This is a genomic window from Saccharothrix saharensis, assembly GCF_006716745.1.
Classification (GTDB): Bacteria; Actinomycetota; Actinomycetes; order Mycobacteriales; family Pseudonocardiaceae; genus Actinosynnema; species Actinosynnema saharense.
This window is the reverse complement of the sequence record NZ_VFPP01000001.1, coordinates 4,474,557-4,499,135: the sequence shown is the minus strand read 5'-3', so window position 1 is coordinate 4,499,135 and position 24,579 is coordinate 4,474,557. Positions and strand designations below refer to the sequence as shown.

Annotated in this window: 26 protein-coding genes; 20 read left to right on the top strand and 6 right to left on the bottom strand. The window is 73.3% G+C overall.

Going from position 1 to position 24,579, the window contains the following annotated elements; genetic code table 11:
• Positions 1 to 5 precede the first annotated feature (5 nt).
• Positions 6 to 521 carry a MarR family winged helix-turn-helix transcriptional regulator gene (locus FHX81_RS19620; RefSeq protein ID WP_141979547.1) on the top strand — a complete coding sequence of 172 codons (516 nt, stop codon included), beginning with the start codon at positions 6 to 8 and terminating at the stop codon, positions 519 to 521.
• On the top strand, positions 521 to 2,194 hold the full coding sequence (locus FHX81_RS19615; RefSeq protein WP_141979546.1) for an MDR family MFS transporter: 1,674 nt from the start codon (positions 521 to 523) through the stop codon (positions 2,192 to 2,194). Before FHX81_RS19620 ends, FHX81_RS19615 begins: the two co-directional genes overlap by 1 nt.
• Before the next feature lie 63 nt (positions 2,195 to 2,257).
• Here the strand turns inward: FHX81_RS19615 and FHX81_RS19610 are convergent, their stop codons facing one another.
• On the bottom strand, positions 2,258 to 2,764 hold the full coding sequence (locus FHX81_RS19610; RefSeq protein WP_141979545.1) for an inorganic diphosphatase: 507 nt from the start codon (positions 2,762 to 2,764) through the stop codon (positions 2,258 to 2,260).
• 114 nt (positions 2,765 to 2,878) lie between these two features.
• On the opposite strand from FHX81_RS19610, the gene dacB reads away from it, so the two are divergent.
• From dacB to hpt, 4 genes are all read left to right on the top strand, one after another.
• The gene (gene dacB, locus FHX81_RS19605) at positions 2,879 to 4,498 is read left to right on the top strand and encodes a D-alanyl-D-alanine carboxypeptidase/D-alanyl-D-alanine endopeptidase (RefSeq protein WP_246107890.1); all 1,620 of its coding nucleotides are present in this window, start codon (positions 2,879 to 2,881) and stop codon (positions 4,496 to 4,498) included.
• A 178-nt stretch (positions 4,499 to 4,676) separates the two neighbouring features.
• Entirely contained in the window at positions 4,677 to 5,690 is a 1,014-nt protein-coding gene (locus FHX81_RS19600) for a zinc-dependent metalloprotease (RefSeq protein WP_141979544.1), read from the top strand.
• On the top strand, positions 5,687 to 6,598 hold the full coding sequence (gene tilS, locus FHX81_RS19595) for a tRNA lysidine(34) synthetase TilS (RefSeq protein WP_141979543.1): 912 nt from the start codon (positions 5,687 to 5,689) through the stop codon (positions 6,596 to 6,598). The genes FHX81_RS19600 and tilS overlap by 4 nt, the downstream gene beginning before the upstream one ends.
• Before the next feature lie 17 nt (positions 6,599 to 6,615).
• Positions 6,616 to 7,167, top strand: a complete 552-nt coding sequence (gene hpt / locus FHX81_RS19590) for a hypoxanthine phosphoribosyltransferase (RefSeq protein ID WP_106616505.1) — start codon at positions 6,616 to 6,618, stop codon at positions 7,165 to 7,167.
• A 54-nt stretch (positions 7,168 to 7,221) separates the two neighbouring features.
• On the opposite strand, the gene FHX81_RS19585 is transcribed toward hpt, so the two are convergent.
• Positions 7,222 to 8,922, bottom strand: coding sequence for a substrate-binding and VWA domain-containing protein (locus FHX81_RS19585; protein ID WP_141979542.1), 1,701 nt, complete (start codon positions 8,920 to 8,922; stop codon positions 7,222 to 7,224).
• Positions 8,923 to 9,341: 419 nt separating this feature from the next.
• Here FHX81_RS19585 and ftsH point away from each other — a divergent pair, with 419 nt between their 5' ends.
• Genes ftsH through FHX81_RS19545 form a run of 9 tightly spaced genes read left to right on the top strand, consistent with a single transcriptional unit; the run spans position 9,342 to position 16,857 of the window.
• Positions 9,342 to 11,591: an ATP-dependent zinc metalloprotease FtsH gene (gene ftsH, locus FHX81_RS19580; RefSeq protein ID WP_141979541.1), complete on the top strand. Its 2,250-nt coding sequence runs from the start codon at positions 9,342 to 9,344 to the stop codon at positions 11,589 to 11,591.
• A gap of 17 nt (positions 11,592 to 11,608) precedes the next feature.
• Entirely contained in the window at positions 11,609 to 12,232 is a 624-nt protein-coding gene (gene folE, locus FHX81_RS19575; RefSeq protein WP_246108273.1) for a GTP cyclohydrolase I FolE, read from the top strand.
• 29 nt (positions 12,233 to 12,261) lie between these two features.
• Positions 12,262 to 13,050 carry a dihydropteroate synthase gene (folP, locus tag FHX81_RS19570; protein ID WP_141984023.1) on the top strand — a complete coding sequence of 263 codons (789 nt, stop codon included), beginning with the start codon at positions 12,262 to 12,264 and terminating at the stop codon, positions 13,048 to 13,050.
• A gap of 1 nt (position 13,051) precedes the next feature.
• Positions 13,052 to 13,432 (top strand): dihydroneopterin aldolase, encoded by a 381-nt coding sequence (gene folB, locus FHX81_RS19565; protein WP_141979540.1) that lies wholly within the window; start codon positions 13,052 to 13,054, stop codon positions 13,430 to 13,432.
• Positions 13,425 to 13,907, top strand: a complete 483-nt coding sequence (folK, locus tag FHX81_RS19560) for a 2-amino-4-hydroxy-6-hydroxymethyldihydropteridine diphosphokinase (protein ID WP_141979539.1) — start codon at positions 13,425 to 13,427, stop codon at positions 13,905 to 13,907. The genes folB and folK overlap by 8 nt, the downstream gene beginning before the upstream one ends.
• Before the next feature lie 54 nt (positions 13,908 to 13,961).
• On the top strand, positions 13,962 to 14,147 hold the full coding sequence (locus FHX81_RS41320) for a maleylpyruvate isomerase N-terminal domain-containing protein (RefSeq protein ID WP_211363516.1): 186 nt from the start codon (positions 13,962 to 13,964) through the stop codon (positions 14,145 to 14,147).
• A 12-nt stretch (positions 14,148 to 14,159) separates the two neighbouring features.
• Positions 14,160 to 14,618 carry a hypothetical protein gene (locus FHX81_RS19555; RefSeq protein WP_211363515.1) on the top strand — a complete coding sequence of 153 codons (459 nt, stop codon included), beginning with the start codon at positions 14,160 to 14,162 and terminating at the stop codon, positions 14,616 to 14,618.
• Positions 14,619 to 14,635: 17 nt separating this feature from the next.
• Positions 14,636 to 15,088, top strand: a complete 453-nt coding sequence (locus tag FHX81_RS19550) for a DUF3180 domain-containing protein (protein WP_141979538.1) — start codon at positions 14,636 to 14,638, stop codon at positions 15,086 to 15,088.
• A gap of 50 nt (positions 15,089 to 15,138) precedes the next feature.
• Complete coding sequence (locus FHX81_RS19545) at positions 15,139 to 16,857, top strand: DUF6779 domain-containing protein (RefSeq protein WP_141979537.1); 1,719 nt, start codon at positions 15,139 to 15,141, stop codon at positions 16,855 to 16,857.
• Between the two features lie 3 nt (positions 16,858 to 16,860).
• Here the strand turns inward: FHX81_RS19545 and FHX81_RS19540 are convergent, their stop codons facing one another.
• The 3 genes from FHX81_RS19540 to FHX81_RS19530 are packed head-to-tail and all read right to left on the bottom strand — an operon-like array spanning position 16,861 to position 19,386.
• A complete protein-coding gene (locus FHX81_RS19540) occupies positions 16,861 to 17,934 on the bottom strand; it encodes an NADH-quinone oxidoreductase subunit D (protein WP_141979536.1) in 1,074 nt (357 codons plus the stop codon).
• Between the two features lie 36 nt (positions 17,935 to 17,970).
• Positions 17,971 to 18,417, bottom strand: coding sequence for a DUF1203 domain-containing protein (locus tag FHX81_RS19535; RefSeq protein ID WP_141979535.1), 447 nt, complete (start codon positions 18,415 to 18,417; stop codon positions 17,971 to 17,973).
• Positions 18,418 to 18,468: 51 nt separating this feature from the next.
• Complete coding sequence (locus tag FHX81_RS19530; protein ID WP_141979534.1) at positions 18,469 to 19,386, bottom strand: SAM-dependent methyltransferase; 918 nt, start codon at positions 19,384 to 19,386, stop codon at positions 18,469 to 18,471.
• A gap of 30 nt (positions 19,387 to 19,416) precedes the next feature.
• Between FHX81_RS19530 and FHX81_RS19525 the strand changes: the two genes are divergently transcribed.
• From FHX81_RS19525 to FHX81_RS19505, 5 genes are all read left to right on the top strand, one after another.
• Positions 19,417 to 20,589: a PrsW family intramembrane metalloprotease gene (locus FHX81_RS19525; RefSeq protein ID WP_141979533.1), complete on the top strand. Its 1,173-nt coding sequence runs from the start codon at positions 19,417 to 19,419 to the stop codon at positions 20,587 to 20,589.
• A gap of 91 nt (positions 20,590 to 20,680) precedes the next feature.
• Entirely contained in the window at positions 20,681 to 21,571 is an 891-nt protein-coding gene (locus FHX81_RS19520; RefSeq protein WP_141979532.1) for a Rossmann-like and DUF2520 domain-containing protein, read from the top strand.
• Positions 21,568 to 22,458: a pantoate--beta-alanine ligase gene (panC, locus tag FHX81_RS19515; RefSeq protein WP_141979531.1), complete on the top strand. Its 891-nt coding sequence runs from the start codon at positions 21,568 to 21,570 to the stop codon at positions 22,456 to 22,458. Before FHX81_RS19520 ends, panC begins: the two co-directional genes overlap by 4 nt.
• 10 nt (positions 22,459 to 22,468) lie before the next feature.
• On the top strand, positions 22,469 to 22,951 hold the full coding sequence (gene panD / locus FHX81_RS19510; RefSeq protein WP_141979530.1) for an aspartate 1-decarboxylase: 483 nt from the start codon (positions 22,469 to 22,471) through the stop codon (positions 22,949 to 22,951).
• A 59-nt stretch (positions 22,952 to 23,010) separates the two neighbouring features.
• Positions 23,011 to 23,796 (top strand): type III pantothenate kinase, encoded by a 786-nt coding sequence (locus tag FHX81_RS19505; protein ID WP_141979529.1) that lies wholly within the window; start codon positions 23,011 to 23,013, stop codon positions 23,794 to 23,796.
• 7 nt (positions 23,797 to 23,803) lie between these two features.
• Here the strand turns inward: FHX81_RS19505 and FHX81_RS19500 are convergent, their stop codons facing one another.
• Positions 23,804 to 24,559: a class I SAM-dependent methyltransferase gene (locus tag FHX81_RS19500; protein WP_246107889.1), complete on the bottom strand. Its 756-nt coding sequence runs from the start codon at positions 24,557 to 24,559 to the stop codon at positions 23,804 to 23,806.
• Between the last annotated feature and the right edge of the window lie 20 nt (positions 24,560 to 24,579).

Sequence of the window (24,579 nt, the reverse complement as noted above, 5' to 3'; positions counted from 1 at the left end):
GTGCGATGACGACCCCGGTGGGTGACGAAGTGCGGGCCGACGAGCTCGTCCTGGCCGACCGGCTCGGCATGGCGCTGGTGCGGATGAACAAGATGCATGCCTGCGTCGCCGCGCACATGAGCAAGTCGGGCTTGGACAAGGCCTCCTTCGTGCTGCTGGCCAACCTCGACCAGCTCGGCCCCTCCCGGTCGAGCGCCCTGGCCGAGGCGGTGTTCTCCGACCCGTCCACGGTCAGCCGCCAGGTGGCGACGCTGGTCAAGGACGGCCTGGTGGAACGCCGGGCCGACCCGGAGGACGGCCGGGCGAGCGTGCTCGCGGTGACCGAGGTGGGCACGCGCCTGCTCGCCGAGCGCCGCGCCCAGCGCAACGTCGCACTGGCCCGGCTGTTCACGGACTGGTCCCCGCGGGAGTGGACCGAGTTCATCGAGTACTTCGAGCGCTTCGTGGGGGACTACGAGAAGGCGCTACCGGACTTCATCGCTGAGAGCGGACTGGGGCCGCGCTCAGAAGAGGAGAAGTGATGTCGGAAACGACAACCCGAGCGGACGCGCCGCCACCCGGCGCCGCCCTGCTCACCCACCGGCAGATCCTGACGATCCTGTCGGGCCTGCTGCTCGGGCTGTTCCTGGCCGCGCTCGACCAGATGATCGTGGCGACCGCCATGAAGACCATCGCGGACGAGCTGCACGGCCAGACCCTGCAGGCGTGGGCGACCACCGCCTACCTGATCACCGCGACGATCTCCACGCCGCTGTACGGCAAGCTGTCCGACATCTACGGCCGCAAGCCGATGTACCTGACCGCGATCTCGCTGTTCCTCGCGGGCTCGCTGCTGTCCGGCATCGCGAACTCGATGTACGAGCTGGCCGCGTTCCGCGCGGTGCAGGGCCTGGGCGCCGGTGGCCTGATGTCGCTGGCCATGGCGATCCTGGCGGACATCACGTCGCCGCGTGAGCGCAGCCGCTACACGGGCTACTTCATGGCGGTGTTCGGCATCTCCAGCGTCGCGGGCCCGGTCGTCGGCGGCCTGTTCGCGGGCATGGAGTCGTTCCTGGGCACGGCCGGCTGGCGCTGGGTGTTCCTGATCAACGTGCCGATCGCGCTGGTCGCGCTGGTCGTGGTGGCCAAGGTGCTCAACATCCCGCACAAGCGGGTGAACCACCGGATCGACTTCGTCGGCGCGGGACTGCTCACCATCGGCCTGGTGCCGCTGCTGATCGTGGCCGAGCAGGGCCGCGAGTGGGGCTGGGCGTCGGGCACGGCGATCGCCATGTACGTCGTCGGCGTGCTGGGCCTGGTCGGCTTCGTCTTCGTCGAGCGCCGGATGGGCGACGAGGCGCTGCTGCCGCTGCGGCTGTTCCGGCGGCAGACGTTCTCGCTGGGCAACCTGATCAACTTCATCCTCGGCATCGGCATGTTCGGCGGCATGGTCTCGCTGCCGCTGTACCTGCAGATCGTGAAGGGCTACTCGGCCACCGAGTCCGGCCTGATGATGCTGCCGCTGACGTTCGGCATCATGATGGCGGCGGGCACGAGCGGCAACATCACCGCCAAGACCGGCCGCTACAAGGTGTTCCCGGTCGTCGGGTTCGGCGTGATGACGGTCTCGCTGTTCCTGTTCAGCACGGTCGGCACGGACACGCCGATCTTCCAGCCGCTGGTGCTGATGTTCTTCCTGGGCGCCGGTCTCGGCCTGTGCATGCAGACCCTGCTGGTGGCCATCCAGAACGACGCCGAGCCGCGGGACATGGGCGTGGCGACCTCGTCGGCCACGTTCTTCCGCCAGATCGGCGGCACGGTCGGCACCGCGGTGTTCCTGTCGATCCTGTTCAGCACGGTCGCCGACAAGATCGGCTCCGCGCTGCGCACGGCGGCCGGCACGCCCGACTTCCAGGCCGTGCTGGCCCGGCCGGAGAACCGCGAGTTCGCCGTCGGCCTGCAGAGCGGCACGGGCTTCGACCTGGACAACACCGAGTTCCTGGCCAAGCTCGACCCGGTGCTGGCGCGGCCGTTCCTGGACGGCTTCTCCGACTCCATCGGCCTGGTGTTCCTGGTCGGCTCGCTGGTGACGCTGATCGGCTTCGCGCTGATCTGGTTCCTGCGCGAGGTGCCGCTGTCCAACCGGTCCGGTCTGGAGCGGGTGCAGGACGAGAAGGCGGCGGGCGAGCAGCCCGCGCCCATCGCGATGCACTGACCCGCCGAACGCGAAGCGGCCCGCTCCCAGACACCCCGGGGGCGGGCCGCTTCGGCGTTCAGGTCAGTGGTGCTCCTCGCCGCGCGCCACCGCGTCCTTCAGGCGCTGGTACGAGCGCACGATCTCGGCCTCGGCCTCGGTGCGGCCGACCCACGTCGCGCCCTCGACGCTCTTGCCCGGCTCCAGGTCCTTGTAGACCTCGAAGAAGTGCTGGATCTCCAGCCGGTAGAACTCGTTGAGGTGGTGGATGTCGCGCAGGTGCTCCGAGCGCGGGTCCTCCGCCGGGACGCAGAGCAGCTTGTCGTCGCCGCCCTTCTCGTCGGTCATGCGGAACATGCCGATCGCGCGGGCCCGGATCAGGCAGCCGGGGAACGTCGGTTCCTGGACCAGCACGAGCGCGTCGAGCGGGTCGCCGTCCTCGCCCAGGGTGTCGTCGACGAACCCGTAGTCCGCCGGGTACTGAGTGGCCGTGAACAGGGTCCGGTCCAGCCGGATGCGCCCCGTCTTGTGGTCCATCTCGTACTTGTTGCGGACCCCCTTGGGGATCTCGATGGTGACGTCGAACTCCACTGCGCGGTCCTCGCTCGTCTTCGCCGTTCGTTACGCCACTAGTGTGGACTACGACGTCTCGTCAACCCCTTGCCGAGGGTGTGACGTTGCCCGTACTCGACCGCGGAGGACTGCGTGCCCGACGAGCCATCGTGGCCGACCGTTGACGGCGACGAGGTCGACCGCGAGCCGCCAACGGTGCAGGTCAGGCGGCCCGATCCGCCCACGATGCGGATCAAGGCGCCGGTGCCGGCCAAGCCGGTCCGGGTGCCACCCAAGCCCGCCTCCCCGCCCCCTCCGGCCCCGCCGACCGAGATCAAGTCGGAACCTGAACCGGTCCCTGAACCGATCACGGAACGTGAAGAGCCGGCGCCGCCGACCCGGCGGCGCAAGCGCCCGTTCGTGGTCGGCGCGGTGGTGCTGCTGGTGCTCGCGCTCGCCGGCACGGCGGTGGTGGGGACGCAGCGCGGCTGGTTCGACGCCACGCCCGCGCCGACGACCGCCGCGCCGACGCCGCCCGCGCCCGTGACGCTGTCGATGAAGGGCGTCGGCGGGGAGGGCGTGCCACCGACGGCCGCGGGGGTGCGGGCGGTGCTGGCCGGTCCGGCGGCGAACCCGCTGCTGACGCCGTTGGCGGGCCTGGTGGTGGACCCGGTGACCGGCTCGGCGCTGTGGAACCAGGGCGAGACCACGCCGCAGACGCCCGCGTCCACGATCAAGGTGCTGACCGCGGCGGCGGCGCTGCTGGCGCTCGACCACACGTCCCAGTTCTCGACCAAGGTGGTGCGCGGCGCGCAGCCGGGGTCGGTCGTGCTGGTGGGCGGCGGCGACCCGACGTTGTCGTCCCTGCCCGCGGGCGAGACCACCGTGTACCCGGGCGCGCCGACGCTGGACGACCTGGTGGGGCAGGTGCGGACCAAGGGCGGTCAGATCACGCAGGTGCAGTACGACGTGTCGCGGTACGCCGGTCCGGGCACCGCGCTCGGCTGGCACCCCGACGACGTGCCGGGCGGGTACGTCGCGCCGATCGAGCCCGTGATGCTGGACGGCGGGCGTGGCGACCCGAAGAAGTCGGACACCCCGCGCACGGCCACGCCCGCCGAGACGGCCGCGCGGGCGCTGGCGCAGCGGCTGGGCGTGCCCGCGGTGGCGGCGGGCGTGGCGTCGCCGGGCGCGGAGGTGCTCGGCGAGGTGAAGTCCGTGCCGGTGGACCAGCTCGTCGAGAACCTGATGCAGATCTCGGACAACGTGCTGGCCGAGACGATGGCGCGGGAGGTGGCCAAGGCACGCGGGCTGGAGCCGTCGTTCGCGGGCGCGGCGCAGGCGGTGCGGGACGTGCTGACCGAGCACGGGTTCGACCTGTCGACGTCCACGATCGTGGACGGCAGCGGGTTGTCGCCGAACGACAAGGTGCCCGCGAAGCTGCTGGCGGACGTGCTGGTGGCGGCGGCGAAGCCGGACGCCTCCGACGCGCGGACGGCCAAGCTGCGGCCGTTGCTGACGGCCCTCCCGGTGGCGGGTGGCAGCGGCACGCTGGCGACCCGGTACGCGCAGTGGGGCGCGGGTGGGCGCGGCTGGGTGCGGGCCAAGACGGGCACGCTGACCGCCGTGAACACGCTCGCGGGCGTCGTGGTGGACGTGGACGGCCGGCTGCTGGTGTTCGCGTTCATGTCGTCGAGCCCCGAGAGCGACTTCGACCGGGTGCGCGGCGCGTTGGACGAGATGGCGGCGGCCCTGCGCGGTTGCGGCTGCTGACCCGTCCCGAACGCGGAACACCGGTACCCGAACGTTGAACACCCGGTACCTGAGCGTTCGACACTCGGGACCTGAGTGTTCGACACACGCGCGAGTCGAACACTCAGGTCCCGAGTGTCGAACGTTCGGGACCCCCGAGTTCTACGTTCAGGCGGTCGGCGCAGGTAGCGTCAGGGGCGTGAACCCGGCGACGCAGGACCGCAGTGCCCCGGTCGATTGGGCCCTGGCCGTCACCACCGCGACCAGGCTCGTCCGCCCCGGCCCGATCGTGCCCAGAGCCGAGGCCGACGTCGCCGTGCACCGCCTGCGGGAACTCGCCGTGGACGCCGAGGTGCACGTGCGCGAGCTCACCGGCCTCGGCCACGGCCTGCCGCTCGCGCAGGGCGAGGTGGTCGACCGGCCGGGCTGGGTGCGCGCCGCCGTGCAGGGCCTCGCCGCCCTCACCGACGGCGCCCTGCCCAAGCAGTCCGGCGCGTTCGGCGGCGTCCTCGCGGGCACGGCGGGCGTCCAGGCGGGCGTCGTGGTCGCGTTCCTCAGCGGCCGGGTGCTCGGCCAGTACGACCCGTTCTCCGACGGCGGCAGGCTGCTGCTGGTCGCGCCGAACATCGTGGGCGCCCAGCGCGCCCTCGACGTGCCCGGCGAGGACTTCAGCATGTGGGTGTGCCTGCACGAGGGCACCCACCGCCTCCAGTTCACCGCCGTGCCGTGGCTCGCCGACCACTTCGCGGGCCTGGTCGCCACCCTGCTCGGCAGCATGGACGAGGGCATCGCGCCCCGCCTGCGCGACCTGCCGAAGCGGCTGCGCGAGGCGGGCGGGCTGGTGGAGCTGCTGCAGAGCCCCGGCCAGCGCGAGGTGCTGGACCGGCTCATCGCCCTGTCGACCCTGCTGGAGGGCCACGCGGACCACGTGATGGACGCCGTCGGCCCGGACGTCGTGCCGTCGGTCCGCACCATCCGCGAGCGCTTCACCGCCCGGCGCCAGGGCGGCGGCGTGCTCGACCGCGTGCTGCGCACCCTCCTCGGCGTCGAGGCCAAGGTGCGCCAGTACGCCGAGGGCGCGGCGTTCACCGGGCACGTCGTCGACGCGGTCGGCATGGACCGCTTCAACGCCGTCTGGACCAGCCCCGACACGCTGCCGACCCGCGCCGAGATCGCGGACCCGGCGGGCTGGCTGCGTCGCGTCCAACCGTGAACGGACCGCTCGCCGAGGTGCGCACGGCCGTCAAGCGCTTCCTCGCCGACCACCGGCCCGACCGGGTCGCGGTGGCCGTCAGCGGCGGCGCGGACTCGCTCGCCCTGGCCGCCGTCACGGCGGGGCTGACCGAGGCGTCCGCCGTCGTCGTGGACCACGGCTTGCAACCCGGCTCGGCGGACGTCGCCGAACGGGCCGCGCGGACGTGCCGCGACCTGGGCCTGACCGCCGAGGTGCGCCGGGTGGAGGTCGCTGGATCGGGTGGACCCGAGGCCGCCGCCCGCAGGGCCAGGTACGCCGCGCTGAGACCGGAGCGCGGCCTGGTCCTGCTCGGCCACACCCGTGACGACCAGGCCGAGACGGTCCTGCTGGGCCTCGGCCGCGGCTCCGGCCCGCGCAGCATCGCCGGCATGCGCCCGCACGACCCGCCGTGGGGCCGCCCGCTGCTGCGGGTCTCCCGGGCGACGACCAGGGCCGCGTGCGACGAGCTCGGCATCACCCCGTGGGACGACCCGCACAACGAAGACCCCCGCTACACGCGCGTCCGCCTGCGCCGCGAGGTCCTGCCGCTGCTGGAAGAGGTGCTCCAGGGCGGTGTGGCCGACGCCCTCGCCCGCACCGCCGCCCACCTGCGCGAGGACAACGACGCGCTGGACGAGCTGGCCGGGGCGTTCGCGGGCGACCGCTGCTCGGTGGCCGAGGTCGAACGGCTGCCGACGGCGCTGCGGCGGCGCGTGCTGCGGCGGTGGCTGCTGGAGGAGAACGTGCCCGAGTTGTCCGACTCGCACCTGCGCCGGGTGGACGCGCTGGTGAGCGAGTGGCGCGGGCAGGGCGGCGTGTGGCTGCCCGGCGGCTTTGTGGCGCGGCGTGCGCATGGCAGGCTGCGAGTGGAACCAGTGCAGTCATGACAAAAGGGGAACCGTCCGTGTACGACGGCGACATCAGTTCCGTGCTCATCAGCGAGCAGGAGATCAGCGACAAGGTCACCGAGCTGGCCAACAAGGTCGCGGCTGACTACCCGGCCGACGGCGGGAACGACCTGGTGCTGATCACCGTGCTCAAGGGCGCGGTGATGTTCATGACCGACCTGGCCCGGGCGTTGCCGGTGCCGGTGCAGCTGGAGTTCATGGCGGTGAGCTCCTACGGCTCGTCGACCTCGTCCTCCGGGGTGGTGCGCATCCTCAAGGACCTCGACCGGGACATCGCGGACCGCGACGTGATCATCGTCGAGGACATCATCGACTCCGGCCTGACGCTGTCGTGGCTGCTGAAGAACCTGGCGTCGCGCAAGCCGCGGTCGCTGGAGGTCTGCACGCTGCTGCGCAAGCCGGACGCGGTCAAGGTCGAGGTGCCGGTGAAGTACGTCGGCTTCGAGATCCCGAACGAGTTCGTGGTGGGCTACGGCCTGGACTACGCCGAGCGCTACCGCGACCTGCCCTACATCGGCGCGCTGGACCCGAAGGTGTACTCGAGCTGAGAACGCGGAACGGGGGCGGCCTCGCGAAGAGACCGCCCCCGTTCCTCGTCCGGCTCAGCAGTTCGGCCGGCAGCGCCTCTGCGAGATGCCGTCCAGCAGGACGCCGCGGATGTCCTCCGGCTCCATCGCCTGGTAGGCCTTCCCGCCGGTGGCCTCGGCGATCTGCCGCAGCGCGTTCATGTCCGCGTCCGCGCCCAGCCCGACCATGATCATCGGCACCGGGCGGGCCGGGTCGACCTCCTGCTTCAGCGTGGCCACCAGGGCGGGCAGGTCGATGCTGGAGATGTCGTCGTTGCTGCCGTCGGTGATCAGCGTGACCGAGTTGATCTTCGACGGGTCGTAGGTCCGCTGCACTTGCCGGAACGCGGCCAGCGCCGTCTCGTGCAGCGCCGTGCCGCCGCCGACCAGGGCGGGCAGGCCACCCGCGCCCTTCTGCAGCTGCACCCGTCGCGGCGCGCCGCCGATCGGCTCGCCCAGCGGCCCCATCGGCACCAGCTCGATCCAGTCGTTCGGCGGCTTCTTGTTCGTCGAGAACGCCCACAGGCCGATCTCCGAGGTGTCCGGCAGCATGCCCAGCGCGGTCAGCGCCGCCTCGCGAGCCGCCTCGACCCGGGTCTGGCCGTTGCTCATCTTCTCGGCCATCGAGCCGGACACGTCCAGCACCGCCAGCAGCCGGGTGTCCAGGCTCACCGCGCCCCACGTGCGCAGCAGCTCCGAGACCTGGTCCGGGTCCGGCGTCCTGAGCACGGCCACGTCGTCGCCGCGCACGCCGTCCTCCTCGTTGGTCCACCCGCCGGGCGCCTTGCCGTCGGGCGTGCGGAAGCCCGCCTCGGCGAACCGCTGGGCGGTCCGGCCCGCGCGCAGCGCCTTCGCGAAGCCGTCCGCGGCCTGCGCGGTGCCCGCCTGCTCGCCCGACCGGGTGACCCGCACCAACGGGTAGTCGAACGAGACCGTGCCCTCCTTGGGGTAGGAGGCGACGACGCGGCGCGACCCGGCCGTGCGGTTGGCCGCCAGCACCGACTGCTCCGAAGCGGTGAACACGGGCGCGTTCTCGTCGCCCTGCACGACCTTGCCGAACGCGTCGCGCACGGACGGCAGCGCGTTGCGGCCGACCCGCAGCAGCGCGCCGATCAGCTCCGGCTTCGGCGTGCCGTCCGGGTTGCCGAGCTGCGCCCGGATGACCGCCAGCGTGGCCAGGCCCTCGGTGGACGTGGTCGGGTCGCTCAACGTCACCGGCACCTTCGGGTCGACGACCTTCGCCCAGGTCACGGGCGTGATCGGCCACCCCAGCGCGGACATCGAGGCCTCCGAGCCCGCGATCACCAGCGGCGAGCTCGCCAGCGGGTCGAGGATGTCGAGCCGCGGCGCCTCCTCGCCCTCGTCGCCGGCCTGCCGCTGGGTCTCGGCGGCCCACATGGACGAGTCCGGCACCCACAGCGCGGGCGGGTTGATCTGCGCGGTCGGCAGCTCGTTGGCCACGTCGGCCGCGCCGCGCGCCTCGACCTGCACCTGGACGCACTTGCCTTCCACCATCGGCTGGGTGGCCTGGTAGTCGTCGGCGGCACCCCGCACGACTTCCTCGATCGCCGGCGTGACGGCGATCTTGAGCGGTAGGGTGCCCTTGCACTCCGGCCCGCTGGTGGCCCGCAGCGCCACGACGGTGATGCCCGCGGCGGCGACGACGCCGATCAGGGCGCCGACGGGCAGGAGGACGCGGCGGAAGCGGCCGGGGTCGTCCGGGTTGCGCGCTGTCATGCTTCGTACCTTCGGTCGGGGTTCACCCTTTCGGGTGGGCGAAGAGCACTCGGTGGTTGCCGAGGATGACACGGCTCACTCACATGACAAACTCTCGTGTTCTACGTCACGTGAGTGACGCTCAGGTGGTCGCTACCTGCTAGTAACGCATGACCCCCGGTAAGTGTTACGGGGTTGATCCCCACCCGGTTCACCATCGGATCGTTCGACCGGGTGAACCCCGCTGACCTGGGACGCGTGTTCACCGTCACCACGGGAACCCGGAGCCGCCCTCGCCCGTTGGTCCGGCAAGACGCGACAGGGCCCGCACGCGGAGCGCTTCGCCCGAGCCATGGGCGGTAGTCTGGTCGGACGGGTGTGCCCGTCTGCGCCCGTCGACAAGTCAGGGAGGGTCGAGGCCGCCCGCCGGCCGTAAGTGCATGGACCGCAAGCGCCTGCTTCGCAACCCGCTGCTGTGGATCGTGGCGGTGTTGCTGCTCTTTTACGCCTTCAACGTGCTCTTCGACGACAACCGGGGCTACACCCCGATCAAGACGTCCCAGGCACTGCAACAGATCCGGGACGGCCAGGTCAAGGAAGCCACGATCGAGGACAAGGAGCAGCTTCTCAAGCTCACCCTCAACGACGGGGTGACCGTCGAGGGCAGCAACCGCGTGCGCGCCCAGTTCCCGGCGAGCTCCACGGACGAGATCTTCACCATCCTCGACCAAGCGGGCAACAAGCCGGTCGTCGAGACCAAGGTCACGCAGGACTCGTTCCTGATGCAGATGCTGCTGTACCTGGTCCCGCTGGGCCTGCTGCTGCTCCTGCTCATGTGGATGATGAACAACGCCCAGGGCGGCGGCAACCGCGTCCTGAACTTCGGCAAGTCCAAGGCCAAGCAGTTGTCCAAGGACATGCCCAAGACGACGTTCGCCGACGTCGCGGGCGCCGAAGAGGCCGTCGAAGAGCTCTACGAGATCAAGGACTTCCTGCAGAACCCGGGCCGCTACCAGGCCCTGGGCGCGAAGATCCCCAAGGGCGTGCTGCTGTACGGCCCGCCCGGCACCGGCAAGACGCTGCTCGCGCGCGCCGTGGCCGGCGAGGCCGGCGTGCCGTTCTACTCGATCTCCGGCTCGGACTTCGTGGAGATGTTCGTCGGCGTCGGCGCCTCGCGGGTGCGCGACCTGTTCGAACAGGCCAAGCAGAACGCGCCGTGCATCATCTTCGTCGACGAGATCGACGCGGTCGGCCGCCACCGCGGCGCCGGCCTCGGCGGTGGCCACGACGAGCGCGAGCAGACGCTCAACCAGCTGCTGGTGGAGATGGACGGCTTCGACTCGCGCGGCGGGATCATCCTGATCGCGGCGACGAACCGGCCCGACATCCTCGACCCGGCGCTGCTGCGCCCCGGCCGGTTCGACCGGCAGATCCCGGTGTCCGCGCCGGACCTGAAGGGCCGCAAGCAGATCCTGCGCGTGCACGCCAAGGGCAAGCCGTTGGCCCCGGAGACGGACCTGGACGGCCTGGCCAAGCGCACCGTCGGCTTCTCCGGCGCCGACCTGGCCAACGTGATCAACGAGGCCGCGCTGCTCACCGCGCGCCAGAACGGCACGGTCATCACCGGCGCCGCGCTGGAGGAGTCGGTGGACCGCGTGATCGGCGGCCCGGCCCGCAAGAGCCGGATCATCTCCGAGAAGGAGAAGAAGATCACCGCCTACCACGAGGCCGGGCACGCCCTGGCCGCGTGGGCCATGCCGGACATCGACCCGGTCTACAAGGTCACGATCCTGGCCCGCGGCCGGACGGGTGGTCACACCCTGTCCGTGCCCGAGGAGGACAAGGACCTGATGACCAGGTCCGAGATGATCGCCCGGCTCGTGTTCGCGCTGGGCGGCCGCTCCGCCGAGGAGTTGGTCTTCCACGAGCCGACCACGGGCGCGTCCAACGACATCGAGCAGGCGACCAAGATCGCCCGCGCGATGGTCACCGAGTACGGCATGTCCGCCCGGCTCGGCGCGGTCAAGTACGGCCAGGAGCAGGGCGAGCCGTTCCTCGGCCGCACCGCGGGCCGGCAGGCCGACTACTCGCTCGAGGTCGCGCACGAGATCGACGAGGAAGTCCGCGAGCTGATCGAGGCCGCGCACACCGAGGCGTACGAGGTGCTCAACACCTACCGCGACGTGCTCGACGCGCTCACGCTGGAGCTGATCGAGAAGGAGACGCTGCACCAGAAGGACCTGGAGCGGATCTTCGCCGAGGTCGAGAAGCGGCCGCGGATCACGAAGTTCAACGACTTCGGCCACCGCACCCCGTCGGACAAGCCGCCGGTCAAGACGCCGGCGGAACTGGCCAAGGAGCGCGGCGAGCCGTGGCCGCCCGCGATCGAGGACACGATCGACTCCGACCCGCGGATCCCGGACCCGGTGCCCACGCCGCCGAACGGCCGCCACGGGGCGCAGCCCCAGCCGTACCAGGCGCCGCAGCCGCAGCAGCAGCCCTACCCGCCGCAGCCGCAGCACCCGTCGTCCGGCCCGCCGAACTACGGCGCGCCGCCCGGGTGGACGCCCGCGACGGTGCCCGGCGGGGCCCACTCGCACGGCGCGCAGCCGCCGCAGTGGCAGCCGGAGCCGACGGACGCGGAAGCCGGGAAGCGGTCCTTCGACACGGACCCGGACAACCGCACGTGACCGAGCACGGCACCGCGATCGACCAGACCGGCCTCTCCGTCAACGGGGGGGCCGGTTTGGCGCGCCGGCCCTTCGACCAGAAGCGGGCCGAGGCCGCCGTGCGCGAGCTGCTGCTCGCGTGCGGTGAGGACCCCGAGCGCGAAGGGCTGCGCGACACCCCCGCCCGGGTGGCGCGGGCGTACCGGGAGCTGTTCGCCGGGCTGCACACCGACCCGGACGGCGTGCTGGCCCGGACGTTCGACGAGAGCCACGAGGAACTGGTGCTGGTCACCGACATCCCGATGTTCTCGTTCTGCGAGCACCACCTGCTGCCGTTCCACGGCGTCGCGCACGTCGGGTACATCCCGAACGAGCACGGCCGGGTGACCGGGTTGTCGAAGCTGGCCCGGCTGGTCGACCTGTACGCCAAGCGGCCACAGGTGCAGGAGCGGCTGACCTCGCAGGTGGCGGACGCGCTGATGCGCCGGCTCGAACCGCGCGGCGTGATCGTCGTGGTCGAGGCCGAGCACCTGTGCATGGCCATGCGCGGCGTGCGCAAGCCCGGCTCGCGGACCACGACGTCGGCGGTGCGCGGGCTGCTGCGCAACTCGGCGTCGACCCGGTCGGAGGCGATCGAGCTGATCAAGGGACGACTGCGGTGAGCGTGCCCAGGCCGGGGCACTGCGTGGTGATGGGCGTGCTGAACGTCACCCCCGACTCGTTCTCCGACGGCGGCCGGTACCTCGACCTGGACGACGCCGTGGCGCACGGCGTGGCCATGTTCCGGCGCGGCGCGGACCTGGTGGACGTCGGCGGCGAGTCGACCCGCCCCGGCGCGGACCGGGTGTCGCCGGAGGTGGAGGCGGCCCGGGTCGCGCCGGTGATCCGGGCGCTGGTCGCCGAGGGCGTGCCGGTCAGCGTGGACACCACGCGGGCCGAGGTCGCGCGGGCGGCGCTGGACGCGGGCGCGTCGATCGTGAACGACGTGTCCGGCGGGCTCGCCGACCCGCACATGGCGCCGCTGGTGGCGTCGGCGGGCGTGCCGTACGTGCTGATGCACTGGCGCGGGCACAGCAGGGGGATGGACCGCCTCGCCGTGTACGACGACGTCGTGCGCGAGGTGCGCGAGGAGCTGTGCCGCCGGGTGGACGCGGCCCTGGCCGCCGGGGTGGCGTCGGACGACATCGTGCTGGACCCCGGTCTGGGGTTCGCGAAGGACGCCACGCACAACTGGCAACTGCTGCACGGGCTGGACTCGTTGCTGGAGCTGGGGTTCCCGGTGCTGGTCGGCGCGTCGCGCAAGCGGTTCCTGGGTTCGCTGCTCGGCGACCGCGCCCCGGACGGCCGGGAGGACGCGACCGCGGCGGTGTCGGCGCTGGCGGCGTTCGCCGGCGCGTGGGGCGTGCGGGTGCACGACGTCGACCGGTCGTTGGACGCGGTCGCGGTGGCTCGGGCTTGGAGGCGTGGAGGTGCCCACTGACGTGAGCGACCCAGCGGAGGTTTCCGACCGGATCTCGTTGCGGGGCCTGCGGGTGCGCGGCTTCCACGGCGTGTTCGACCACGAGAAGCGCGACGGGCAGGACTTCCTGGTCGACATCACCGCGTGGCTGGACCTGTCGCGCGCGGCGGCCACCGACGACCTGCGGGAGACGCTGCACTACGGCGAGCTCGCCGAACGGGCGGCGGCGATCGTGGCGGGCGGGCCGTACGACCTGATCGAGACGGTGGCGGGCAAGGTCGCCGACGAGGTGATGACCGACCTGCGGGTGCGGGCGACCGAGGTGACCGTGCACAAGCCGGCCGCGCCGATCCCGCTGGCGTTCGAGGACGTCGCGGTGACGATCCGGCGCACCCGTGACTAGGGCGGTGCTGTCGCTCGGCTCGAACCTGGGCGACCGGCTGGCCCACCTGCGGCTGGCGGTGGCCGGGTTCGCCGACGTGCTGGTGGCCGCGTCGCCGGTGTACGAGACCGCGCCGTGGGGCGTGACGGACCAGGGCGACTTCCTCAACGCGGTGCTGGTCGTGTCCGGTGACGTGGACGAGTGGGGCTGGCTGCGGCGGGGGCAGGCGCTGGAGCGGGCCGCCGGGCGGGCCCGGGAGCTGCGGTGGGGACCGCGGACGCTGGACGTGGACGTCGTCACGGTGGACGGCGTGCGGTCCTCGGACCCGGAGCTGCTGCTGCCGCACCCCGGCACGCACGAGCGGGCGTCCGTGCTGGTGCCGTGGCTGGACGTGGAGCCGGACGCGGTCGTGCCGGGGCACGGTCGCGCGCGCGACCTGCTGGCCGGGCTGGACCTCGGCGGCGTCACCCGGCGGGATGACCTCCGCCTGGTCTGAAGCGGCGCTGCGGCGCGCGTGCGGCGGGGTTAGCGTGACCGCGGAGGTGGCGCGATGAGCAACGCGGTCACTTACGACGCCGCACGGCGGCGGATCATCAGCCTGGCCACCGGCGGTGACCCCGACGCGCCGGTCGCCGCCTGTCCCGGCTGGGCGGTCCGGGACGTGCTGGCGCACCTGGCGGCCGGGTTGGGCGACTTCGCCGAGCAGCGGTTCGAGGGCGTCGAGGACGGCTCGTAAGGCGAGCGGCACGTGACCGAGCGGCGCGGGCGCAGCGTGGGTGAGCTGCTGGTCGAGTGGGAGCGGAACTTCCAGGTCGCCGAGGGGCTGTTCGACTCGCCGACGGGCGCGGTGCTGATCGCGGAGATCGTCTCGCACGAGCACGACATCCGCACCGCCCTGGGACGGCCGGGCGAGCGCGACGGCGTGGCCGTGCGCGCGGCGCTGACGCGGCCGTTGCAGGAGCTGGACAAGCGGCTGCGGGCGCGGCACCTGCCGGCGCTGCGGATCACGCTGGAGCACGGCGACCGGGTCGTGGGCGAGGGCGAGCCGGCGGGCGGGCTGCGCACGTCGTCGTTCGAGCTGCTGCGGGTGCTGGGCGGGCGGCGCGACGACGAGCAGGTGCGCGCGCTGGACTGGGACACCGACCCCGGGCCGTGGCTGCCCGTGCTGTCGTCGTTCGGCAGGCGCGAGACCGCGCTGGTCGAGTAGTCGGGGACGATGGTGGGGTGAGGTTCACCAAGCCCCGTGACCTGCTCGCCGCCGGACTCGTCGCGGGCCTGCTCGCGCACCTGCTGACCAGGCTCGCCTACGACACGCTGCCGCCGCTGCCGACGTTCGCCGGCTTCACCCTGCTGGTGATCGCGATCGTGAACGCGTGGCTGGCGTTCTCGCTGCGCGCCCGCATCCTGCGCAAGCCCGGCGCGCGGCCCGTCGAGCCGTTGACCGCGGCGCGTGCGGTGGCGTTCGCCAAGGCGTCGTCGCTACTGGGAGCGATCATGCTGGGGGCGTGGGCGGGGGTGCTCGCGTACGTGCTCCCGGTCCGCGGCGAGTTCGAGGCGGCCGACCACGACACGGTCAGCGGGGTCGTCGGCGCGGTGTGCGCGGCGGTGCTGATCGCGGCCGCGTTGTGGCTGGAACGCTGCTGCAAGACGCCCGAAGACCCGCGCCCGGACCAGTAGATGCGGACGCGGAGGTCTCAATCGGGTAACTGACCGGTACGGTAGACGCCATGACCGGGCGAGGCGCGTCGGCAGATGACGAGCAGCAGGATCACGGTCGTGGCTTCGGGCGACTACTGCTGGTAGCGGCACTGGCGCTCGCCCTGGGTGCCGCGGCGGTGCTGGTGCTGAGCGACAACGCCCGCTGGCTGCGGTTGGCCGTGGTCGCCGCGCTGTGGGCGGCGCTGACCGGAGCGTTCCTCGCGGCCCGCTACCGCAGGCAGGTGGCCGACCGCGAGGACGAGGTGGCCGACCTGCAGTCGGTCTACGAGCTCGAGCTGGAACGCGAGATCGCGGCACGGCGCGAGTACGAGCTGGAGGTCGAGGCCGAGACCCGCAAGCGCGTGCAGGAGGAGGCCAAGGACGACCTGGAGGCGCTGCGCGGCGAGCTGCGCGCCCTGCGGGAGAACCTGGAGGCCCTGCTCGGCGGCGAGGTGCTGGTCGAGCGGGTGGCGCTGCGCGCCGAGTCGACCCGGATGCGCGCGCTGTCGGACCAGTCGCGGCTGATGGCGGTGGGTGACAAGCGGATCATCAACGCCGGGCCCGCCGTGCCGGTGACGAAGAAGGCCCCGGAGAAGCCGCAGGCGGACCGGACCGAGCTGATCGAGCGCGTCGGTGTGGACACCGGCCGCAAGGACCAGGTTCGGCGACCCGAACCGACGCGGCCCGAGCCCGCGCGGCGCGAGCAGGCCCAGCCCGCGCGCCGTGAGCCGGCCCGTGCGGCGGCCCAGCCCCGACCCGCGCCGCCGGTGGTCGTGCGGCGGGAGGCGGCGGCGAAGGCGGAGCCGACCGAGCGGGTGGGCCGGGACGTGGCGGCGCGGTTGTCGCCGCCCGCGGCCGGCCGGCCGGCCGAGCCGTCGAAGACCGAGCACACCGTGCAGCGGCGCAGCCGGGTGGCCGAGCGGACCGAGATGATCAGCCGGGACGCGGTGGCGGACGCCCCGGTGCGGCGGACGGGCGAGCAGCGGGCCGGAGCGACCGGCGACCAGCGCCCCGCGGCCGCCGACGTGCGCCGACCGTCGACGGCGCGGGCCGAGCTGACCGGCGAGCACCGACCGGTCGACCCCGGTCGTCGACCCACCGCGCAGCCGGCCGCCGAGCACCAGCCGGGTGGCCGGCGGGCGGACCTGACGGGTGAGCACCGACCGGTCGGCGAGCCGGTCCGCCGACCCGGGGCGCGGCCGGACGCGGCCGGTGAGCACCCGGCCGGTGAGCGCCGTCCCGCCGCGCAGCCGACGGGTGAGCCCCAGCCGGGTGGCCGACCGGCGGCGCGGGCCGAGCTGACGGGCGAGCACCGCCCGGCGGAGGCGCGCCGGCCGCGAGCCGACCTCACCGGTGAGCACCGGCCGGTCGGCCGTCCCGAACCGGCCGCCGAGCACGTGCCGGTGGCCGAACCCGCGCGGCGGGCGTCGGTCGACGACGAGGCACGCCGCCGCCGCGCGGCCGAGCCCGAGTCGCTCGGCGGGCGCGCGGCGGAGTCGGTGTCGGCCGCCGTGACGCCCGAGGGCCGGCGCCGGGCCGCCGAGCCCGCGGCCGACCCGGGTGGTCGTCGTCGGGCCGAAGAGCGCTGGGACTCGTGGGAGGACGCGCCGAAGCCGGCCGGCAGGCGCAGCGCGCCGGAGCCGGTCGAGCCCGCGGGCGCCCACGCGGACGGCAAGTCGGTCAGCGAGCTGCTGGCCGCGTTCGGCGGAGGGGACTCGCCGCGCCGCCGCCGTCGCCGCGAGGACTGAGCCTCACTTGTCGATGTCGCCGACGACCACGGCGAACGACCCGAGCACCGCGGGCAGGTCGGCCACCTTCGTGCCGGGCAGCAACGCGGACAGCGCCTGGACGTTGTTGAACGACGGGGTGCGCAGCTTCAACCGCCACGGCGTCTTCTCGCCGCGTGACGCGAGGTGCACGCCGGACGTGCCCAGCGGCGCCTCGACCCACGTGTAGACCGAGCCCTCGGGCGCCTTGACCGCCTTGGGCAGCCGCAGGTTGACCGGGCCGGTCGGCAGGTCGTCCAGGCACCGGTTCGCCAGCGCCACGGACAGGCGCACCTCGTCCACGAGGCACCGGACGCGGGCCAGCGCGTCGCCCTCGGCGCGGACCACCGGGCGCACGTCGAGGTTCCGGTAGCCGGGCAGCGGGTCGTCGCGGCGCAGGTCGAAGTCCACTCCGGACGCCCGCCCGATCGGACCGGTGACGCCGAACGCGAGCGCGGCGTCGCGGTCGAGCACCCCGAGACCCGCCAGGCCCGTCGGTACCTCACCGGGGTCCACCGCGGACAGCACTTCGCGCACCCGGTCGGTCCACCCCGCCGGCACGTCCTCGCGCAGGCCGCCGATCCGGTTGGCCATGAAGTGGATCCGGCCCCCCGACGCCTCCTCCAGCACGGCCTGCACGGCGTCCCGGTCGCGCGTGCCGGTCAGCGGCGCGAGGAACACGAGGTGCGCCATGATCCGGTTCAGCTCGCACAGCAGCACCCGCAGCACCTGGGCGCGGGGCGGGACGTCCATGCCGGTCATGCGCTCCACGGCGAGCGCGACGGCCAGCTCGTTGCAGAAGGCGGCCAGCCAGTCGTGCCGGTTGGCCAGGGTGAGCACCTGCCGGTAGTCGCGGACCTCGAACAGCTTCTCCGCGCCCCGGTGCAGGTGCCCGACCAGCGGGGACGCCGCGGTGATGACCTCGTCGTCGCGGACGGTGAGCCGCAGCCGGTACGCGCCGTGCGCCGACGGGTGCAGGGGGCCGAGGTCGACCACCCGGTCCACGCCCAGGTGGCGGGCGCCGGCGCCCACGCCCACGGTGATCTCCACGCCGGCCATCGTCGCACGGCACGTGCCGCGGTCGCCGGTCCAGGGCTAGTCGCGGGTGATCGCGAACAGGAAGCAGCCGTGGGAGGCGCTGCGGACCTGGACCTCGGCGACGGCCGGGTCGTCGAGCAGCGCGGTGACGCGGTCGGCGAGGACGTCCGGCTCGGCGACCTCGCCCCCGTGGATGCGGCCCGCGGCGGTGTAGGCGCGCAGGGTCCGCGGTGCGTGGCGGAACGCCTCCGGGAACTCCGCGGCGGTCGCCGGCCCGTCGCACGGCTCGGTGTGCGCGAACACCGGTCCCAGCTCCTCGTACGGCCCCCGGCCCGCGGCGGGCGTGTGGCGGAACAGGATCACCGGCTCACCGGGCCCGGCCTTGCGCAGGCAGCAGCGCAGTGGCGCGCCGGGCGACTCGTCGTGCAGCTCGTGGTGCTCGTCGGTGCCGGCGAGCGCGCGCGCCCGGTCCAGCACGTCGTTCGGCAGCGCGTGGATCCTCATGCCCCCGACTCTCCCCGGGACCGGGTCGGCCGTGCCGGCGGTTCCCGGCCGTCAAGGTCGCCACGGGGGCAGGGGCGGGAGCAAGGCCGGCACGGGCACGCCGACGCCGTGCAGCAGCCACCCGAACGACCCCAGGCCGCCTTCGGCCCGCAGCTCGGCCACGCGGGACGCCCGCTCCGCCGCCGCCAACCACGCCGACCCGTCGCCCGTCCGCGGCACCTCGCCGCTCAAGCCCAGCGCGGCCAGCGCGTCCCGTTGCGAGACCAGCACCCACTCGCCACCGGCGGCCTCGGCGCACGCGTCCAGCGCCACGTGCGCCGTCAGGTCGCACGTGCCGTCGAACACCGGCTCCACCCGCCGCCCGCCCCGGTACGCGGCGAACGTCCCGCGCGCGTACCGACCCGCCACCCGGTCGTCTCGCAGGTGCCCGTAGTCCACCGCCAGCGCCGCCCCGCGCGCCACCCGTGACACGGCGCCCGCCCACGCCGAGTCCCGCGGCTCGCCGATCTCCGCCCGTTCCCCCTCGCGCACCGGCCACCACCGGTCCAGCCAGGGGTGTGCGCACGGCCCCGTCACCACCGGGCACGGCACCGCGTCCAGCCACTCGTGCCCGACCAGCAGCCCGTGCACCGACGACGGCAGGTCCGACCGCCACCGCACCCCCGGCACCGACCGCGCCGGCCCGACGTCCACCGCCGTCACCACCAGCCGCGCGCCCAGCGACCCCGAGGCCAGCGACCGCACCGCGCCCGCCAGCTCACCGCCGCCGGCACCCACGTCGACGAAGTCCAGCCGCGCCGGCCGACCCAGCGCCAAGTCCACCCGATCGAGCAGCACGAGCAGGGCTTCGGCCAGCTCAGGACCCACCAGCGGCGCGGTGCGGAAGTGGTCCGCCGGGACCTCGCCACGCGCGAAGAACCCCGACGGCCCGTACAGCGCCTCCCGCCACAGGGCTTCCGAGTCCACCATCGGTCAAGTGTCCCTTTAAGGTTTCCCACCGTGACCACTCCCGCCCGCACGCGCGTCGACCGGCAACGCTGGACCGTCCTGCTCCCGGTCCTGGGCCTGGTCGCGCTGGGCGTGTCCGGACTGGTCCTGTTCGGCCTCGGCACGTCGCAGACCGGCCTGCTGCCGATCCTGGTCGGCGCGGTGGCCGCGCTGCTGCCCGTCCTCGCGGTGATCGGCGCCTACCTGTGGATCGACCGCTGGGAGCCGGAGCCGGCGAAGATCCTGCTGCTGGCGTTCTTCTGGGGCGCGTGCGGCGCGACGATCACCTCTTTGGTGTTCAACCAGACCGCGCACGTGCTCGGCCAGCTCATCAACGACGGCGACGGCAGCACGTTCGCCGCCGTGGTCGGCGCGCCGATCACCGAGGAGGCCGCGAAGGCGGCGTTCATCGTGGCGCTGTTCCTGCGCCGGCGGCAGGAGTTCGACGGCGTGGTGGACGGCGTGGTCTACGCGGGCGTGACGGCCGCGGGTTTCGCGTTCACCGAGAACATCTGGTACTTCGCCCGCGTCTTCTCCGACAGCGGGTTCGGCGACCTGGGCAGCGGCGTGATCGCGCTGTTCATCCTGCGCGGCGTGCTCTCGCCGTTCGCGCACCCGCTGTTCACGTCGATGACCGGCATCGGGATCGGCGTCGCGGCCATGACCGCGAGCCGCCGGGTGCGGGTCGTCGCGCCCGTCCTGGGCTACCTCGGCGCGGCGGGCCTGCACTCGCTGTGGAACTTCTCCACCACGGTCGGCACCGGCTCCACGTTCATCAACCTGTACTTCCTGATCATGGTGCCGATCTTCGCCGGCATGGTGCTCATGGTCGTCTGGCAGCGCCGCCGCGAGCAGCGGATCGTCGCGGGCCAGCTGCCCGCCATGGCCGCCAACAAGTGGATCGCCTCCAGCGAGGTCACCCTGCTGGCCAGCCTCCAGGGCCGCAGCCGGTGGCGGCGCACGGTCAAGCGCAAGGTCGGCGACCAGGCGGCCAAGGCCGTGGCGGGCTACCAGGTCGCGGCCACCGAACTGGCGTTCCTGCGGCACCGCATGGCCAACGGCACGGCGGGCCACGACGCGGAGGAACGTCACGCCAAGCTGCTCGCCGCGCTCGTCGCCGCACGTCAAGCCGCCGTGGACGCGCCGGGCGCGCTGAAGGCCGCGGGTGGCGTTCGTCGCAGTTGACGGCTCGCCGCACCGCACCGGATTACGCTCGCGGCCGTCGTCCGGTACCCGAGCATCGGGACTGGAACGCCGCCTTGAAGGAGTACGTCGCATGGACGCGACCCCCCGCCCCGCGCGGTTGGCCGTGGGAGTGATCTCGGCCGGCCGGGTGGGTTCGGTGCTGGGCGCCGCGCTGGCCCGGGCCGGGCACGTCGTGAGCGCCGTCTCCGCCGTTTCCCGCGACTCCCTGCGCCGCGCCGAAGAGCTGCTGCCCGACGTGCCCGTGCTGCCGCCGCCGGACGTCGCCGCCTCCGCCGACCTGGTGCTGCTGGCCGTGCCCGACGACGAGCTGGCCGGCCTGGTCCGCGGTCTCGTGGCCACCGGCTCGCTGCGCGCCGGGCAGATCGTCGTGCACACCAGCGGCGCGCAGGGCGTCGAGGTGCTGCGGCCCGCGGCCGCGTTGGGCGCGCTGTGCGTGGCGCTGCACCCCGTGATGACGTTCACCGGCCGGGCCGAGGACGTGCAGCGGATGAACGCCTGCTCGGTCGGCGTCACCGCGGCCGACGGCGACGACATCGCCCGGCACGTCGGCGAGGCGCTGGTGGTGGAGATGTCCGCCGAACCGGTGCGGGTGCCCGAAGCCGCCCGCCCGCTCTACCACGCCGCGCTCGCGCACGGCGCGAACCACCTGATCACGCTGGTCGCCGACTGCGCGGACCTGCTGCGCGGCGCGGGCATCGCCGACGCCGAGCGGATGCTCGGCCCGCTGCTGTCCGCCGCGCTGGACAACGCCCTGCGGCACGGCGACCGCGCCCTCACCGGCCCGGTCGCGCGCGGCGACGCCGGCACCGTGGCCAAGCACCTGGAAGAGCTGGCGGGAACCGACGCGCTCCCCGCCTACCGCGTTCTGGCGCTCCGCACCGCGGCACGCGCCGAGGCCGCCGGGCTGCTCAAGCCCGAACTCGCGGCCGAAGTCCGCACCACCCTAGAGGGACAGGCATGACCAAGCCGCTCACCAAGGACGACTACCAGCCGGGCGACGTGACGGTGCACCGCGACCCCGACCGGTTGCGCCGCGTCACCAAGGCGTTGAAGGCGGCCGGTCGCAACATCGCGCTGGTGCCGACCATGGGCGCGCTGCACGAGGGCCACCGCAAGCTGATCCGCGAGGCGCAGGTCCTGCAGAACACCGTGGTCGTCGTCTCCATCTTCGTGAACCCGACCCAGTTCGGGCCGAACGAGGACTTCGACCGCTACCCGCGCAGCTTCGAGTCCGATGTGGACATCTGCCGCGAGGAGCGCGTCGGGCTGGTGTTCGCGCCGTCCGCGGACGACATGTACCTGCCCGGCAGCACGGTCACGGTGGACCCGGGCCCGCTCGGCGACGAGCTGGAGGGCCGGACCCGGCCCGGCCACTTCGCCGGCGTGCTGTCCGTGGTCGCCAAGCTGTTCAACATCGTGCAGCCGACCTACGCGGTGTTCGGCGAGAAGGACTACCAGCAGCTGACGCTGATCCACCGGATGGCGCGGGACCTGAACTTCGGCCTGGACGTGGTCGGCGTGCCGACCGTGCGGGAACCCGACGGCCTGGCGCTGTCGTCCCGCAACCGCTACCTGTCCGCCGAGGAGCGCTCCGCCGCGACCGCGTTGTCCGCCGCGCTGGTGGCGGGCGCGCACGTCAGCGGCCGGGGCGCGGACGCCGTGCTCGAGGCCGCGCGCACCACGCTCGCCGCCGCGCCCGGCGTCGACCTCGACTACCTGGAGCTGCGCGCGCCCGACCTCGGCCCCGCGCCGGAGAACGGCGACGCCCGCCTGCTGGTGGCCGCCCGCGTCGGCTCCACCCGACTGATCGACAACACCGCCGTGCTGCTCGGCACCGGTGACGAGTAAGGGGACCGCCATGTTCCGCACCATGCTCAAGTCGAAGATCCACCGGGCCACCGTCACCCAGGCCGACCTGCACTACGTCGGCTCGGTGACGGTGGACGAGGACCTGATGGAGGCCGCGGACCTGCTGGCGGGCGAGCAGGTCGCGATCGTGGACGTGACCAACGGCGCCCGGCTGGAGACCTACGTCATCCCGGGCGCGCGCGGCACCGGCGTGATCGGGATCAACGGCGCGGCGGCGCACCTGGTCAAGCCGGGCGACCTGGTGATCCTCATCGCCTACGGGCAGATGGACGACGCCGAGGCGCGGGTGTACGAACCGAAGGTGGTCTTCGTCGACGCCGACAACAAGGTGGTCGAACTGGGCGCGGACCCGGCGCACGCGCCGGCGGGTTCGGGGTTGGTGAACGGCTCCACCACCGCGCTGCCGGAGCCGGTGGCGGCGGAGACCGAGGACGCGGCGGCGCTGGACGCGTTGATCCAGGCCGAGGACTAGCAAGCCGAGGACCAGCAGGCCGAGAAGCAGTAGGCCGAGAAAACAGGGGGAGACCCGCAGTGCTGCTCGCCATCGACGTCGGCAACACCAACATCGTGCTGGGCCTGTACGACGGCACGGGGGACTCCGCCGCGCTGATCCGGGACTGGCGGATGCGCACCGACGCCCGGATGACCGCCGACGAGCTGGCGCTGACCATGCGCGGCCTGCTCGGCGAGTACGCCGACAAGATCACCGGCATCTCGGCGCTGTCCACCGTGCCCGCGGTGCTGCGGGAGCTGCGCGTGATGCTCGGGCGGTACTACGCGGGCGTGCCGAAGGTGCTGGTGGAGCCGGGCGTGCGCACCGGCGTGCCGCTGCTGGTGGACAACCCCAAGGAGGTCGGCTCCGACCGGGTGATCAACACGCTGGCCGCGCACCACCTGCACAGCACGGCGTGCGTGGTGGTCGACTTCGGCACGTCCACGAACCTCGACGTGATCTCGGCCAAGGGCGAATTCCTGGGCGGCGCGCTCGCGCCGGGCATCGAGATCTCCGTGGACGCGCTCGCCGCCCGCGCCGCGCAGCTGCGCAAGGTCGAGCTGGTGCGGCCCCGGTCGGTGATCGGCAAGAACACCGTGGAGTGCCTCCAGTCGGGCATCGTCTACGGGTTCGTCGGCCAGGTCGACGGGCTGGTGCGCCGGATCGTGGACGAGCTCCAGCAGAGCGAGCCGGGTCCGGTGGCGGTGATCGCGACCGGCGGCCTCGCGCCCCTGGTGGTGTCCGAGTCGGCCACCATCCAGTCGCACGTGCCGGACCTGACCCTGCTGGGCCTGCGGCTGGTGTTCGAGCGCAACCGGGCGTGAGCCGCGGTCAGACCCGGCGCAGCCGCTTCACGTGCACGGTCAGCGGCAGCTCGAACTCGCCCTCGGCGGTTTCCGGGCGGGACTTGAGGAACGCGAGCATCCGCGCGTTCAGCTCGGCCCGCTCCTCCTCCGCGATCACCAGCGCGTGCGAGTGGGTGTTGACCATGGCCACCAGGGACTCGGCGGTGCGGCGGTGCGCGTGGGGGAAGTCCCGCTTCACCGGGTCGGCGAACAGCTCGTGCTCCGTCATCGGGTCGAAGGCCAGGTCGTCCTGCTTGCTGACGCTGGAGTGGGTCGCCCGGACGAACTCCGCGACCCACGGCGCCGAGGTGTCGTAGTCGTTCCACAGCGCGGCCAGCACCCCGCCCGGCCGCAGCACGCGGGCGATCTCCGGCATCGCGCGCGCCGGGTCGAACCAGTGGAACGCCTGGCCGACCACGACCGCGTCCACCGTGTGGTCCGGCAGCGGGATCCGCTCCGCGGTGCCGGGCAGCGCGCGTGCCGCGCCGTGGTGGCGCACCAGCTCCGACAGCATCCCCTCGTCCGGCTCGACGGCCGTCACGTGGTGGCCCAGGGCGAGCAGTCCGCCGGTCAGCTTGCCGGTGCCCGCCGCCAGGTCCAGCACGTCGCGCGGCCCGTCGCCCAGTGGTTCCAGCACCCAGCGGATGGCCTCGGCGGGGTAGTCCGGTCGGTGTTGCGCGTATGCCGGGGCGTGCGCTCCGAAGGAGTTCGCCCGTCGTGCCCGCAAGTCGTCTCCCGTCACCACACCGAGCCTAGTGAGAT

Bases quoted from the DNA above. Each gene is read 5' to 3' on its own strand.
- FHX81_RS19585 (WP_141979542.1), bottom strand. From the start codon at position 8,922: ATGACAGCGCGCAACCCGGACGACCCCGGCCGCTTCCGCCGCGTCCTC.
- FHX81_RS19535 (WP_141979535.1), bottom strand. From the start codon at position 18,417: ATGAGGATCCACGCGCTGCCGAACGACGTGCTGGACCGGGCGCGCGCG.
- folP (WP_141984023.1), top strand. From the start codon at position 12,262: ATGGGCGTGCTGAACGTCACCCCCGACTCGTTCTCCGACGGCGGCCGG.
- FHX81_RS19530 (WP_141979534.1), bottom strand. From the start codon at position 19,386: ATGGTGGACTCGGAAGCCCTGTGGCGGGAGGCGCTGTACGGGCCGTCG.
- FHX81_RS19540 (WP_141979536.1), bottom strand. From the start codon at position 17,934: ATGGCCGGCGTGGAGATCACCGTGGGCGTGGGCGCCGGCGCCCGCCAC.
- panC (WP_141979531.1), top strand. From the start codon at position 21,568: ATGACCAAGCCGCTCACCAAGGACGACTACCAGCCGGGCGACGTGACG.
- ftsH (WP_141979541.1), top strand. From the start codon at position 9,342: ATGGACCGCAAGCGCCTGCTTCGCAACCCGCTGCTGTGGATCGTGGCG.
- FHX81_RS41320 (WP_211363516.1), top strand. From the start codon at position 13,962: ATGAGCAACGCGGTCACTTACGACGCCGCACGGCGGCGGATCATCAGC.
- FHX81_RS19545 (WP_141979537.1), top strand. From the start codon at position 15,139: ATGACCGGGCGAGGCGCGTCGGCAGATGACGAGCAGCAGGATCACGGT.
- FHX81_RS19620 (WP_141979547.1), top strand. From the start codon at position 6: ATGACGACCCCGGTGGGTGACGAAGTGCGGGCCGACGAGCTCGTCCTG.
- FHX81_RS19615 (WP_141979546.1), top strand. From the start codon at position 521: ATGTCGGAAACGACAACCCGAGCGGACGCGCCGCCACCCGGCGCCGCC.
- panD (WP_141979530.1), top strand. From the start codon at position 22,469: ATGTTCCGCACCATGCTCAAGTCGAAGATCCACCGGGCCACCGTCACC.
- FHX81_RS19520 (WP_141979532.1), top strand. From the start codon at position 20,681: ATGGACGCGACCCCCCGCCCCGCGCGGTTGGCCGTGGGAGTGATCTCG.